9 protein-coding genes and 1 tRNA gene are annotated in these 15,609 nt (G+C 36.3%); 5 read left to right on the top strand and 5 right to left on the bottom strand.

Features of this window, described 5'->3' with window-relative positions; all coding sequences use genetic code 11:
- The first annotated feature begins 512 nt into the window (after positions 1–512).
- On the top strand, positions 513–920 hold the full coding sequence (gene mscL, locus ACFING_RS02335; protein WP_026500234.1) for a large conductance mechanosensitive channel protein MscL: 408 nt from the start codon (positions 513–515) through the stop codon (positions 918–920).
- Between the two features lie 18 nt (positions 921–938).
- Here the strand turns inward: mscL and ACFING_RS02340 are convergent, their stop codons facing one another.
- The gene (locus ACFING_RS02340) at positions 939–2,645 is read right to left on the bottom strand and encodes an ATP-binding protein (RefSeq protein ID WP_375629605.1); all 1,707 of its coding nucleotides are present in this window, start codon (positions 2,643–2,645) and stop codon (positions 939–941) included.
- A gap of 1,168 nt (positions 2,646–3,813) precedes the next feature.
- Positions 3,814–6,387, bottom strand: a complete 2,574-nt coding sequence (locus tag ACFING_RS02345) for a DNA translocase FtsK (RefSeq protein WP_375621119.1) — start codon at positions 6,385–6,387, stop codon at positions 3,814–3,816.
- A gap of 460 nt (positions 6,388–6,847) precedes the next feature.
- On the opposite strand from ACFING_RS02345, the gene ACFING_RS02350 reads away from it, so the two are divergent.
- The 3 genes from ACFING_RS02350 to rpoH all read left to right on the top strand — a co-directional run bounded on the left by ACFING_RS02350 (position 6,848) and on the right by rpoH (position 10,345).
- Positions 6,848–8,278 (top strand): aldehyde dehydrogenase family protein, encoded by a 1,431-nt coding sequence (locus tag ACFING_RS02350; RefSeq protein WP_375629608.1) that lies wholly within the window; start codon positions 6,848–6,850, stop codon positions 8,276–8,278.
- A gap of 29 nt (positions 8,279–8,307) precedes the next feature.
- On the top strand, positions 8,308–9,312 hold the full coding sequence (locus tag ACFING_RS02355) for an RluA family pseudouridine synthase (RefSeq protein WP_375629611.1): 1,005 nt from the start codon (positions 8,308–8,310) through the stop codon (positions 9,310–9,312).
- A 148-nt stretch (positions 9,313–9,460) separates the two neighbouring features.
- On the top strand, positions 9,461–10,345 hold the full coding sequence (gene rpoH, locus ACFING_RS02360; protein WP_375618560.1) for an RNA polymerase sigma factor RpoH: 885 nt from the start codon (positions 9,461–9,463) through the stop codon (positions 10,343–10,345).
- A 203-nt stretch (positions 10,346–10,548) separates the two neighbouring features.
- On the opposite strand, the gene ACFING_RS02365 is transcribed toward rpoH, so the two are convergent.
- The 3 genes from ACFING_RS02365 to ACFING_RS02375 form a co-directional block, all read right to left on the bottom strand.
- On the bottom strand, positions 10,549–11,970 hold the full coding sequence (locus ACFING_RS02365) for a hypothetical protein (RefSeq protein WP_375612055.1): 1,422 nt from the start codon (positions 11,968–11,970) through the stop codon (positions 10,549–10,551).
- Positions 11,971–12,207: 237 nt separating this feature from the next.
- Complete coding sequence (locus ACFING_RS02370) at positions 12,208–13,497, bottom strand: adenylosuccinate synthase (RefSeq protein WP_375612054.1); 1,290 nt, start codon at positions 13,495–13,497, stop codon at positions 12,208–12,210.
- Positions 13,498–13,880: 383 nt separating this feature from the next.
- Complete coding sequence (locus ACFING_RS02375) at positions 13,881–15,044, bottom strand: phosphoserine transaminase (protein ID WP_375629613.1); 1,164 nt, start codon at positions 15,042–15,044, stop codon at positions 13,881–13,883.
- Between the two features lie 400 nt (positions 15,045–15,444).
- Here ACFING_RS02375 and ACFING_RS02380 point away from each other — a divergent pair.
- Positions 15,445–15,520 (top strand) — tRNA-Phe (locus ACFING_RS02380).
- The last annotated feature ends 89 nt before the right edge of the window (positions 15,521–15,609 follow it).

The raw sequence follows: 15,609 nt of genomic DNA on the forward strand, positions 1-15,609 counted from the left end.
CTCCTAATTGCTATTATCGCTTACTAAATTAAGAGGAATTAAATTATAAGTTTTACTCCTGTCTCATCTATCTATTTCTTCTATCAGTGCTGAAATATATTTTTTATTCCTAAATTCTCTTTTTATGACAAAATGTTATGCTAATATATGCACTTCATTTGAAAAGCTTTCTGATAGCTCAACTTTCAACACTACTCATTTTGTAGTATTGTGTAAAAATCTCTCTTTTTAATGTTATCATAAAGATCTTGAGGAAATTATATAAATTAAGCTACAGTTTTCTACTTTCTGTTGAAAAAGCAGATATAGTTTTTATCAAAAAAGCTTTTTTCTAGGAAATATTCTATGTACATTCAAATAGAGCCCTAAAGCTCTTTATTAAACCTTATAAAGTTCTTTGAAAATAATATTAATATCGTAATATAATCCTAAAAATAAAATCTGCCCTTTCCTTTTTCATCAAAAGCGGTAAGTAAATTACCGTATATCGCTTATATAAAGGGGAAAACGCAATGCTTAAAGAATTCAAAGAATTTGCCCTAAAAGGTAATATGATTGATCTTGCTATCGGTGTGATTATAGGGGGTGCTTTTGGTAGCTTGGTCAACTCAATTGTCAATGATATTTTTATGCCAATCATTGGGCTGATTACAGGTGGGATTGATTTTTCTAATATGTTTATTCAACTTGCTGGCGAAAAACAAGCAACATTGAGTGCCGCCAAAGCAGCTGGAGCAACCATTAGCTATGGACACTTTATTACTTTACTTATCAATTTTCTCATTATTGCTTGGGTTCTTTTTTTATTCGTTAAGGCTATGAATAAAATTCGTAGAAAAGAAGAAGAAAGCCCCAAAAAAACGTCTTCAGAAGAACAACTTTTAACAGAAATTAGAGATCTTTTGGCTAAGAAAAAATAATTTTATGCAAGATTTACATCATGGAACACGAGGAAAAAACATTTCCACAGTTGTTCCATGATTGGGTTTTGAGAACAGTAAAAATTGTCCCCCTCTTTCTTCCACCATTGCTTTACACATTGGGAGGCCTAAACCTGTTCCCATAAAAGCGCTATCACCAGATCGTCCATCTTTGCGCTCTACTTGACCATAAGGTTGCAGTGCCTGTATAATCTCTTCTTCGTTCATCCCTATACCATTATCACTCACTGAAATTTTTACACGTTCTTTTCTATAAGAAACGTGAACAATAATCTGTCCACCCAAAGGTGTAAAACGAATAGCATTGGAAAGAAGATTCCATATAATCTGGCGAAACACTTGTTGTGATACAGGAATAAATGGAACGTGGGGTGGAGCAACAATACGCATGATAATGCCGTTCTGATTGGCTTGAGTTTCAAGAAAAGCTATCGTCGCACGTAAACAAGATATTACATCAAATGTTTCAGAAATAAGGGAAGAATCAATCTGGTTATCGGAACCAGAATAATTTATCTTCGAGCACTCTAGTAATTGATTAATCAGCAATAATATATGTTTTCCAGAGGAAATAATATCGCGTAAATATCCATGATAGCGCTCATTTTCTATCGAACCAAAACGGCCTTCTCTCATAATTTCTGCAAAACCAATAAGAGCATTCAAAGGTGTTCGTATTTCATGAACAACTCCAACGATTTTATCCTCTTCTGCTTTTTTTTCTCCTGATGGAACTGTTTGTGTCCTATCACGCAACATAACAGCATAATTGCCTTGCTTTGCCAAAAATACAATCGTTATCAAAACGGTTATATTTTTATGATTTTTTGTCATTAAATCAGCGGTTTCACTGCGATTTAAAACCTGATTTTTTCCCTCCATACGGATTGATTTAAAATACTTTTCAACCAAAAGTCGGCTTTGCAAAGTAAATAATGAAGAGAATGGTTGTCCTCGTAGTTCATTTATTTCATAACCCATTAATGCTAAGGCTGCCCTACTCGCTGATTGAACAAAGCCCTCTTCATCCAACCATAAAACACCATTTGTTGCTGTATCCAACAATGATAAAACTGCAGCGGGCTCTTTTACGAGAGCTTGTTCTATAGCATTTACCGGCAATGTTTGTGCATATGGTAACTGAATAGCTGTTTCTTCAACTAAATTTTCTTCTTTTACCGATGAATTCAATTCATCACGCAATTGCTCTGCAATTTCACGAAAAGCTGAGCGTTCTATCTCCGTAAGACATGGCATTTCTGTTTCTAGCTTTTCATTTCTTTTTTCTTGGACTTTTTTTTGTATTTTTAAAACACCAAAGCCACGAAACCCCTTAAGCTGCTTTTTAACATCAAAAATTGGCAAAGCTGACAATTCAACATCAAGCCATTGTAAGCAACCATCAACAGGCCATTGAACAATCTCTTTACTCCAAGGCATAGCCGCTTCAATAAAACGACTGAGAACCAGATATCGATCATCATTAAATTGATGAGCAAGCTCATGAAAACTACACCCTAAAATAGAAGAAGAGAGAGGACCAACAACTTCAGCTAGCTCTTTTGAGACTTCACAAAACAAACCATTGTGATCGATTTCCCACGTAAAAGGCCGTGGCAAAAGCTCTGGTGTAAAACGAAAAGCTTCTTGCTGACATTTTAATTCATTTGTATTTAACTTTAACTCATCTGCTTTTAATGGCATAACTAAAACTAAAAAGTGTTGAATTTACTCTCAAATGAATAATGCTAATTTGTTTACAATTATCTATTCTGGTTAAAATAACTTGATATCTCATATCAATTGTCTGTAGCAAAATTTTGACTGTTTCATCAACAAAACAAGAATAAAAAGAAGCTTCCAGCTCTTGTTGCTTATTCACCCATTATTGTAATAAATCTTGTTACAATAATGGTAACATATCCCTCGCATAAATAGTACTCAAAAAGAATACACTTATTTTACGCATTCATGCGCCTGTTTTGAAAAGATATCTCTCAAGATCCGCAAGCTTATTTTACGACAGTATCCGTAAATGGTGTAATGTAAAGGTCCCTATAGAGGATATCAAGGCATTGTGCACTACCATTTTTATGCTTATAAAAGAGCTTGTTAGCACCATCATTATACTAATTTCAGCCCCTAATGTTACCAATAGTTCTCGGCATTTGAAGGCGTTCATAAGAAGCCTTTTTATTTTTTAACTTTTTTACTCGTACATTATTATGATACGCAAGAAAATGGTTTTAATTGTTTCAACAGAAACAGATTTGAAATGAGAAAATCTTACAATGTTTGAGACTTTTATTCACTGTGAATAATGATAAATTACTATAAATCAATATACTGCATTATAAAAATCTCTTTTTCAAATAAAGCTTCTCGTAAGAACATCTTTCTTGAGCCAATAATATCAAATGATAATAAATTCAGCGTGACGCTTTAAAGTATCCTATGCAACAGAACTTGCATATTGGGCATTTTTCTTATGATGCTCTCAATAATCTCCCAAAGATCTTTCTTTCATTAGAATCGCTACAAAAGAAAAAACAAAAAATATGCCACCGCACTATTTTATTAAAAAATTTCTCTGTAAAAAAGAGAACACAAATCATCTGTCCTCATATAAAGATTTGTTTAATTTCTTTATATTCCAGATCATTTAGAAATGTTAAAAATATCTCATAATCTCCTTTGATATCAGCTTGTTTACCTTATCAGAAGTCTTAATACAAAAGATCGCTTTTTCTTTATTACTCTCCATTTAAATTTTTAATATTATATAAAAAATAAAACAAGCACATTTAAATAATGACTGTTAAATAATGACTGTCAGATATTTAAAAAATTGCATATTTTTAAATGTGTTTGTTTATTTTCCTTCATTGAGTAGAATTTCACGTTTTCCAACATGATTAGCGGCTCCAACAATGCCTTTTTCTTCCATCCGCTCGACGAGAGAAGCTGCTTTATTATAGCCGATTGAAAGTCGGCGCTGAATATAAGATGTTGAACATTTTTTATCACGCATAACAATTTTTACAGCTTGGTTATAAAGTTCCTCACCCTCTTCATCAAAATTTTCTTCCTCAGAATTTCCAGCAGCTGAATCAGCAGAAGTATCCTCTTTGTTATCGTCTTCATTATCTGTTACCGTTGCTAAATAATCAGGTTTACCTTGCATTTTTAGATGTGCAACGATGGATTCAACTTCTTCATCAGAAACAAAAGGTCCATGAACGCGCACAATGCGTCCACCACCAGCCATATGAAGCATATCCCCCTGACCTAAAAGCGTTTCAGCACCTTGTTCACCCAAGATCGTACGACTATCAATTTTTGATGTTACTTGAAAAGAAATGCGGGTAGGAAAGTTCGCTTTAATTGTACCTGTGATAACATCAACAGAAGGACGTTGCGTTGCCATAATAAGATGAATACCTGCCGCACGCGCCATTTGCGCTAAGCGCTGAATGGCATTCTCTATCTCTTTCCCTGCCACCATCATAAGATCAGCCATCTCATCAACAATCACAACAATATAAGGAAGCTGCGTGAGATCCATGGCTTCTTCATGATAAAGCATTTCCCCTGTTTCCTTATCAAAACCCGACTGAACAGTACACATGATCGTTTCGCCTTTTTGAGCGGCAAGTGCAACGCGTGCATTAAAACCATCAATATTACGCACACCCAACTTAGCCATTTTGCGATAACGCTCTTCCATTTCACGAACCGCCCATTTTAAAGCTGTTACTGCTTTTTTGGGATCTGTGACAACGGGTGTTAAAAGATGTGGAATGCCATCATAAACAGAGAGCTCTAACATTTTAGGATCAACCATGATCAAACGACACTGCTTTGGTGTCATACGATAAAGAATCGACAAAATCATTGTATTAATTGCAACAGACTTGCCTGATCCTGTTGTTCCTGCAACCAATAAATGAGGCATTTTTGCTAATTCTGCAATGACCGGTTCACCATTAATCCCCTTCCCCAAAGCAAGAGCAAGTTTAAATTCACTTTCACGAAAAGAACGTGTTTGGATTAATTCCCGTAAATAAACGGTTTCACGAACCGCATTGGGTAACTCAATCCCGATAACATTCCGTCCAGGAATTACAGCAACGCGTGTAGAAATAGCAGACATAGAACGCGCAATATCATCAGAAAGATTAATAACGCGTGATGATTTTACACCCGCAGCGGGTTCAAATTCATACATTGTTACCACTGGCCCTGGATGAACATGGATAACTTCACCCTTAATGCCAAAATCTTCCAAAACACTTTCTAAAAGTCCAGCACCACGTTCTAATGTTTCTTGAGGAATCATCGTACCTTCATGAAAAACAGGTTCCTGTAATAAGTTGATCGGAGGAAATTCATAAACATCACAGTCAATAGATTGAATATTTTGCATAAAAGCAGAATCATAATTACCTAATGGCATACGAGTAGATTGCAATGTTTTAGTTTTACTGTTTGCTTGCATCACAGAAAAATCTTTTGAATTCTTTTTGACGGCTTTGTTTATACAATCAACAGTATTATTGGCGACAATATTATTGGTATTTTCAGTCTCTATACTAGCCCCTGCATCACTTAACGCCCCTGTATTACTTAACGTATGAGCAAAATCTTCAACAGAAAGCTTAGAATGACACTCTTTAGTAGTATCATTATTTGTATGCATTAAATCAGAAATTTTCTCAACACCTCGCATCCTTTCCGCTGGAGATTCTGATGTAATTGAATCATAGAGTTGTGGAAAGCGGTATTCAAGAACACGGTAAAGAGCAGTTATTGACTCATCAAAGGCTGTGGGAATATCCGGTGTAATTTCATTTGTCGTGTCAATTGATGTTCCATCCTCTTTTGATATTTGAGTCTCCACATGCTCAAATATCAAAGATTCACACTCAAAAAATGCATCATCAGAAAGATGCAACGCAGGTTTTATTTTTTGTAGCACATTTTCCACTTGTAATTTATGTTCTTGTTTATCCTCCTCAAGTGGAATATTTGCTGACGGCATACGAGTAGTTTGACGTGACAACTGCTTCAAAACCGTTGAATGACAAACTGATGTTTTATTCTCTATTGATTGAGGATTAATGACTTTTTTTGTCGAAAGAATATTTGTTGTTTTCTTGTTACAACGTACAATATCTGTATCTGTAATTTTTTTTTGATCTTGCTTCGTAAAAATTTTAAACTGTTTTGCAAAAACTGGATCTGTTTCTATACGACGACGCAAAATCTCAACTTCTGGGGTTCTCGTGAAACGGACGTTTTTTCCGAGAGCAAATGCCTTTTTCCACACTTCCGGATAAGGAAATATCTCAGTAATCTTAACAGATAAATCTTCTCTTGATGCACCTTCCGTACTATCATCAGAAAAAGAAGACGTAGAAATAGATTTTGTTTTCGAATTATGCATGGCACCCAACAAATTTATAGCAATGAGAAAAATAACCTTTTCAAAAAGAATTCGTAGAAACTATCATACGAAGGTTAATAACCTTTTGCTGATGGTTACTTTTTAATGAAAAAAATAATGCCATAATGCATATTCATAATCTGCCTTTTGCATATTTACGATATAAATTACTCAGTTTATGGTGTCATAGAGCTCGTATTTCATTTGTTTTGAAGAAAACTTCATGATAAAAAAGCTTCAAGAAAATTGTCTATGCCTCTCTTTCTCTCCCTTTTCGTAAGAGAAACTAGTCTCAATAATACAATGAGCATTGCTCTATTGAATTCTCCATGCTCAATTATCACGATATAATCTAATTTCTCGCGTTTTTATAAGATTACCCTTGTTATCCTCGTTTAAAAAGGCTTAGACTAAGACAATCATAATTACATAAATACAAATAGAAAAAAGGGAGTGAATTATGTTTAATAAACGGAAATTTTATATCAATGGTCTATGGGATGAGCCAAGCATTCCTCACGATTTTGACGTCATTAATCCATCAACAGAGGAGGCTTGTGCTGTCATTAGCCTTGGAAGTACAAAAGATGCCGATAAAGCAATTAATGCGGCTAAAGAAGCGTTTCAAAAATGGAAAACAACGTCACCAAATGAGCGTCTTGGATTTGTTGAAAAAATTCTAGAGATCTACGAAAAACGTTCCAAAGACATGGCAAAAACCATTTCAATGGAAATGGGAGCACCGATTGATATGGCGCTTAATGCGCAAACTGCAACCGGAAGTTCCCATATTCGCAATTTTATCGAAGCTTATAAAGAGTTTTCGTTCCAAGAAACTTTAATAAAGGGAAATGAGCAAGCAATCCTTCACTACGATCCTATCGGCGTCGTAGGATTAATTACGCCATGGAATTGGCCCATGAATCAAGTAACTCTTAAAGTTATTCCTGCTCTCTTGGCTGGCTGTACCATGGTGTTAAAGCCCTCTGAAATTGCGCCTCTTTCTGCTATGCTTTTTGCTGAATTTTTAGATGAAGCCGCACTTCCGGCCGGTGTTTTTAATTTAATCAATGGTGATGGTGCGACTGTCGGCTCTTACCTCTCTGCACATCCAGATTTAGAAATGATCAGCTTTACTGGTTCAACTAGAGCAGGAAAAGATATTTCTAAAAATGCCAGCGCTACTTTAAAAAGAGTCTGTCTGGAACTTGGTGGAAAAGGAGCGAATATTATCTTTGCTGATGCCGACTCAGATGCTATTCAACGTGGTGCACGACATTGCTTTTATAATAGTGGACAAAGTTGTAATGCACCGACTCGTATGCTTGTGGAACAGAGCATCTATGACAAAGCCGTGAAAATAGCCAAGGATATTGCAGAAACAACAAAAGTAGGACCAAACTGCCAAGAAGGAAATCATATTGGGCCCGTTGTTTCAAAAAAACAATATGATAAAATTCAAGATCTTATCCAATCGGGAATTGATGAAGGTGCAACTCTTATTGCAGGCGGGACTGGTTTACCAAAAGGAATGGAACGCGGTTATTATGTCCGTCCAACAGTCTTTGCTGATGTAAAACCTCATATGCGTATTTTTAAAGAAGAAATCTTTGGTCCAGTTCTCTCGATTCTTTCTTTTAGTACAGAAGAAGAAGCCGTCGCTTTAGCGAATGAGACTGAGTATGGTCTTACAAACTATATTCAATCGCAAGATCGCAACAAATATCGTCGTATTGCGGCACAAGTACGCTCTGGTATGGTAGAAGTTAATGGACATGGATTACCCAGTGGAAGCTACTTTGGAGGTGTAAAATTTTCTGGGCGCGCTCGTGAAGGAGGACATTGGGGAATTAAAGAATTTCTCGATAGTAAAGCAATTTCGTACTGGTAAAATCTTATTAAAAACTTAATAGGAATCGTATGGTAATACAGAAAATAACGGATGAAGGTGCTCTTGGGCAACGTCTTGATCAGTGGCTCGCAAAACAATATCATGATGTGCTCTCACGTTCGCGTTTGCAAACCCTCATCCGTGAAGGCTGTCTTAAAATTGATGGTCAATTCATAAAGGAACCAAAAACAAAATTAAAACCTAACCAAATAATTGAATTGGAAATGCCGGACCTTCGTGATGCAGAACCTAGCGCTGAAGCCATTGCATTGGACATTCTTTTTGAAGATGATCATATCATTGTTATTAACAAACCAGCTGGTCTTGTTGTTCATCCTGGGAATGGAAATTGGACCGGTACATTGGTTAATGCCCTTATTTACCACTGTGGGAATAGTTTATCTGGTATAGGTGGTGTTAAACGCCCTGGTATTGTCCATCGTCTTGATAAAAATACAAGCGGTGTTATGGTTGTTGCAAAAAATGATCTAGCTCATAAAAGTCTCAGTGCTCAATTTTCTGATCATGGACGTACCTGCGCATTAGATCGACGCTACCATGCCTTGATTTGGGGAACACCTCAGCGCAATGTCTGGACAATTGATGCATCACTTGGCCGTTCGCCCTATAACCGGACAAAGCAAGCTGTCATCCATAACCAAAACCCTTATGCTCGTCATGCTGTTACACATGTTTCTCTGCTTGAAAAATATGGCTCTCATGCAGACTCAACATCTTTTGCTAGCCTTCTGGAATGTCGCTTGGAAACTGGACGCACCCATCAAATCCGTGTTCATATGACTCATATAGGGCATCCACTCATAGGCGATACAGTTTATGGAAACGCTTTTAAAACAAAATCAAACATATTCAACCCCACTATTAGAAATGCAATCGATCAATTCAACCGACATGCACTCCATGCTGCAAGTCTTACTTTTGAACATCCTTCTACCGGTAAAGTTATGTCGTTTTCCGCACCACTGCCTCAAGATATGGCTAAACTTATTGAGCTTTTTAAAAAAATGAATTGAAACTTTTCCCCTTCTCAAGATTTCACAATAAAATATCTTTTTTTGAACAAAATTGAAAAATATGCTAAAGTGAGGTTATGAGGATAGTTAGCTATCTAAAACATAGAATTTGCCTTATCAGGGAATTCAGACAAAAGGAGGGTGCTATATGGCCCATATGAATTTATTATCAGTAATGACAGGTGATGGTGGTTTAAACCGTTACTTGGAAGAAGTGCGTCGTTTTCCAATGCTTGAGCCAAAAGAAGAGTATATGTTAGCTCAGCGTTACCGTGAGCATAATGATCTAAAAGCTGCGCATAGGCTAGTAACCAGCCATTTGCGTCTCGTAGCTAAAATCGCGATGGGATATCGGGGCTACGGACTTCCCATTGGGGAAGTCATTTCAGAAGGCAATGTTGGACTCATGCAAGCTGTTAAACGTTTCGAACCAGAGCGGGGTTTTCGTCTTGCAACCTATGCAATATGGTGGATTAAAGCGTCAATCCAAGAATATGTATTGCGCTCTTGGAGTTTGGTGAAAATGGGGACAACAGCTAATCAAAAGCGCTTGTTTTTCAACCTTCGTAAGTTAAAAAGTAAACTTCAAGCACTTGATAGTGGTGATCTCAATGCAGAACAAGTGAAAGAAATTGCAACCCAGTTGAATGTCACAGAAGATGAAGTTGTATCAATGAATCGTAGGCTTGGTGGTGACACTTCACTCAACGCACCAATTCGAACAAAAGAAGGGGAAAACAGTGAGTTGCAAGATTGGTTGGTGGATGAATCTAACGATCAAGAACAAATTTTAATTGAAAAAAGTGAATTAGAAAATCGCCGTTCCATGCTCATAAATGCCATGGACAATCTCAATGAACGCGAAAAGCGTATATTTAAAGCGCGTCGTTTAAACGATGTACCACTAACCCTAGAAGAACTCTCTGGTGAATTTAATATTAGTCGAGAACGAGTAAGACAAATTGAAATGCGTGCATTTGAAAAAGTGCAAAACTCTATCAAAGATTCTACTTTATCTCAAAGTCAAGTATAAAACCTAGAGTTAAGTATAAAGCCAATGGTTTGCACATTCTTTAAATGTGAAAATGAAAAAAAGCATGCCTTGGCTTTATACTTGTAAATTGGTCTATCGAATTCTTTAAGTTATTGATATGTAAAGATTTAGTGAATGTATGTGGTATATAATTGATAAAGACGGTCGTAGAAAATTCTTCACAGTCGTTTATTTTTTTGCATCTATGTTTTATTTTTTTGACCAAGAACTGTTAACTTATCTTGTTGTGCAAGCCATTGTCCAATAACTTCATTAAAAATAGACTTACCTGTTGGTCCTTTTGCAAAGGTTAATTCACTTATACGCCCGTTTTTATCCGTTAACACCAAACGCATCCAATCTAATTCTCGCATCAATTGTAAATTTCGATCAAGAAATGGATGATTTCCACTCAATGCGACAAGAAAAAAGTCATCGTTAATCTTTGCAGCAATGGTTCTTGTTAAAGCCTGTCCAATGGATTGTTCACTTGCTTTAAAGGTTAATGCTTGAACATTGCTTATAGCTTTACCTGAAAATTTATCAGAAAGAATAAAAACAAGGTCCATAATATATGCAGCAGGAAATGACTGATCGGTATTACGACGTAAAATTAACCGTAATGATACCCCTTCATCAGGAATTGTTATATCACCTTGTATAGTTGTTTCTTCTGGAGCCCCCTTCACTTGAGACTCTTTTATAAGCGTCCAGCGAGCACTTCCCGTTGCTATCTTTTCTGCATCATAATTTGTACGTGCTTGATAGAAAACAGCTTCACCTGATTTTTCAAGCGATTGCAAATTGCTATCAACAACTGTTGAGAGTACTTCTTCATCCGAAGAATCTATCGCTTGTTTTAAACCAACATCAATTTCACTTCCATCCTCTAATAAGCGTTGTGTTAACTTTCTCTTAATTGGAAATGCCTTTGGTACTCTGTGAGAAGCTTGAAGATTTTCTTCTAAAAACTGATGATCATTTGATACAAATACACGCTCACCAACAAAAAAAATACCAACAAGTAAAACAACAAAACTAACAACAGAAACAGCACTTATCACAATACGCCTTTGCACTAACGATTTATTAGCACGACGTAAAGCCTGAGAAAAAATGTGCGAAACAATATGCGGATTATCTTCCTGCGAAGGAGAAATCTTTAACACACTGCTATTAACATGCTGAGAAGGCACATCAGCCTCCATATTAACAGGCTCTGCATCTGGTATATCTGATACACAAAGCTCAACAAATACCTTGTTATCCTTTGAACGTGTAACAAAATCTTGCTTTCTTTTTATGTTTACCTCTGACAATTCATTATTTTTTGGTAATATAGTTTTTTTTGTATATTTCTTATCTTCATTTATATTTGTGGGATTCCACCCAATAACTGAAGAAAGCCGTTTCTTTTCAACTGCTAAATATTCTCCTTCAACAGTTGCAATAGAACTTTGAAGAATCTTTCTTTGTTCATCCGCTATTGCTTGTGGTATTTTTGCTGTTACAAATTGATGTTCTAGTGTTTCGGTAGCCCGCTTATAAATCCGCTTACGCACTTGTGGTGTAATATTATTTTGTGCATTAATTGTCTTTTTTAAGATTCCAACGAAATCTACCATTTCCTCTATAATCTCTCTTAAACTGAGAAAAAATCAATAGTAAAGCCAAAAAACTTTATTTTAGCCTTCTAAATTGGTTGCCATTTAATATTGGTACAACTATTGCAATAATGTAAAATGAATATGAAAAATAAACAATGCTATTTTGCACCTTTCTTTTACGTGCTCTTAAAAACTTTTTTTGTAAAAAGATACAAAAACGAACAGAGAGCATATATAGAAATCTAAAAACAATAATCAATTAACAAAGGGATCCGTAATAAGAATAGTATCTTCACGCTCTGGACTTGTGGATAATAAAGCCACTTTTGTATTAATCAGTTCTTCAATATAGCGTATGTATTTAATAGCCTGCACTGGTAAATCTTCCCACCTCAATGCATGTGCTGTTTCTTCCTTCCAACCTTCTAATGTTGCATAAATAGGCTTCACCCGATCCTGAGCTCCCATGGAAGAAGGTAAATAATCAATCCTTTTACCATCAAGCTCATAACCAATACAAATTTTTATTTCATCCAAACCATCTAAAACATCAAGTTTTGTCAATGCTATACCTTGAACACCGCAAATTGTTACCATCTGACGTACTAAGACAGCATCAAACCAACCACATCGACGCTTTCGACCCGTTACAACACCAAATTCATGTCCACGCACTCCTAGAAATTCACCAATATCATTTATCTGCTCTGTCGGGAACGGCCCTTCTCCAACGCGTGTAGTATAAGCTTTTGCAATACCCAAAACATAATGAATTGCATCAGGTCCCATCCCCGAACCTGTACATGCTTGCCCAGCAACTGTATTAGATGACGTTACATAAGGATAAGTTCCAAAATCATTATCTAATAAAGCACCTTGCGCACCTTCAAAAAGAATGTGTTTCCCTCCTCGATAACCTTCATCTAAAAGACGCCACGTACAATCCATAAAGGGCAAAATTTTATCCGCAACTTGCATCAATTCATCATAAAGTGCTCGAGAATCAATCTCTGAAACACCCATCCCACGACGCAAAGCATTATGATGCCTCAAAAGCCGCTCAATCTTAGCCATAAGTGTATCTTTTTCTGCTAAATCCATCACTCGGATAGCACGACGTCCCACCTTATCTTCATAAGCCGGTCCAATACCGCGCTTTGTTGTACCAATCTTTAAACCAGATAAACCGCTTTCTCGAATTGCATCAAGATCACGATGCAAAGAAAGAATCAAAGGAGCATTTTCAGCAATACGCAAAATTTCTGGTGTGATTTTTACACCCTGATTACATAGTTTTTTTACTTCTGCAACAAAATGATGAGGGTCAACAACAACACCATTACCAATAATTGATAACTTGCCACGCACTAAACCAGACGGTAAAAGTGATAATTTATAACTGACTCCATCAACAACCAATGTATGGCCAGCATTATGCCCCCCCTGATATCTCACCACGATATCTGCTCGCTCAGACAACCAATCTACAATTTTACCTTTGCCTTCATCACCCCATTGTGTACCGACAACAACTACATTGGCCATAACTTTCTCCGTCGTGTTTGGTCAAAAAAACCAGCATTCAAAAACAAACTCTTCTTTATAACGAAACCTTAGAGCAAGTGCGACTCCTCATTTCAGATTTTTCTCAATCTTCAAGTGATTAAATTTTCAAATTTATGATAATAAAGATAAGCAAATACCCAAATATTTTAAATCTGTCATTTTCGCTACAAAAAGTAAAAACATTAGAGATTTTAATTTGTGCGTATCCAACACCTGACAAAGCATTCATTCCCCGTCTTAATCTTTTACAATTCATGTAATATTTAGAGGCTGTTTGTCTGATACAAGAATACGAAAGATCATCATAATCTCTCGTATCCTTTTTTGTTTAAAAACACGTTTTGAAAATCACCAGTAATTATTTAAAGCTGTGCTTTTTCAACTTGGAACGCCCACTCAAGCCATTGTGTTAAAATTTCAAGATCGGAAGCCTCAATTGTTATACCCGCCCAAATTCGAAGCCCAGGAGGAGCATCGCGATACGAACCGATATCATAAGCAACCCCTTCCTCATCAAGACGCTTCACAACCGCTTTTATAAAAGATACTCGCCTTTCCGTATCCAAAGCAGTAATCACTGGATCCACAATATCTAAACAAATAGAGGTGTTAGAACGCACTTCAGGATCTTTTGCCAAATATTCTAACCATGGCGTTTTGCGAACAAAAGCATCAAGTACAGAAAAATTTTTCTCAACCCGTGCTCTTAATGCCGCTCCACCTCCTAGAGATTTTGCCCACTTCAACCCATCAAGGAAATCCTCAACACAAAGCATAGAAGGTGTATTGATGATCTTTCCTTTAAAAATATCTTCGTTCAATTTTCCATTTTTTGTCATATAGAAAAGTTGAGGCATAGGCCAAGCTGGAACATGATTCTCAAGCCTCTCAACAGCACGAGGACTTAAAATCACCATACCATGTGCAGCCTCGCCTCCCAAAACTTTCTGCCATGAAAAAGTAACAACATCTAATTTTGAAAAATCAAGATATTGCGCAAAAGCTGCCGATGTTGCATCACAAATGGTCAATCCAGCCCGCTTATGCGGAATGAAATCCGCATTAGGAATACGCACACCAGAAGTTGTCCCATTCCATGTAAAAACAACATCCCGATCAAAGTCAAGTTGTGTTAAATCTGGTATTTCACCATAAGGAGCTTCAAAACGACGCACATCAGAAAGCTTTAATTGCTCGACAACATCTTTATTCCACCCAAACCCAAAACTTTCCCACGCTGCCATATCAATGCCACGCTCACCTAATAGAGACCATAGAGCAGCCTCAACAGCACCGGTATCTGATCCTGGCATAATTCCTATACGATGATCAGAAGGAACCTCAAGAATCTCACGGGTTAAATTAACAACTTCAGCAAGTTTTAATTCTGCTTCTCTAGATCTATGTGAACGCCCAACTAATGCATTTTTAAGAACATCAAGAGTCCAACCAGGCCGTTTGCTACAAGGACCTGAAGAAAAATTAGTATTATTGGGACGATTACTTGGTTTTTGTAACATTATCATTATTTCTCCCCTTTTAGATGTTTCTCTTTCTTTATAAAGAAAAACAAATTATTATAAAGGCTAATCAATAATCTTTTTAGAAAAAAGTCAAAAATGTTGTCTATTATTTCGTATGCTTAAAATTTAGGGAAACTTTATAAAAAAATCTTTCTTAATCATTCTTCTCGATTGATTCTTTTAATTTTTTTCGTATTACCACCACGATAAGACAGCATTCTAATAACAATACACTAAAGTGTCCAATATACCTATCAAATTTATTTTATGATAAAGATTCATTGATAACGCTCTAGAATAGGGAGATAAACTTATTAAAAAATCAATTATTTTTCTTTTGATGACTGGACAGAGAAAATTTTAATGTTATAACCGCAAACGCTTTATATTTTTTATGAAGCATGCCCAGATAGCTCAGTTGGTAGAGCAGCGGACTGAAAATCCGCGTGTCCGTGGTTCGAATCCGCGTCTGGGCACCACTTTTTGTGTTTAACATATTGAAATATATAGATTTTTTCTTTAAATAGCCATTTTCAGACCACCTTTTAGACCACCTTCTACAGTTTAT

The sequence above is a fragment of the Bartonella sp. AP150HLJHH genome, from assembly GCF_042196385.1.
Taxonomy (GTDB): domain Bacteria; phylum Pseudomonadota; class Alphaproteobacteria; order Rhizobiales; family Rhizobiaceae; genus Bartonella.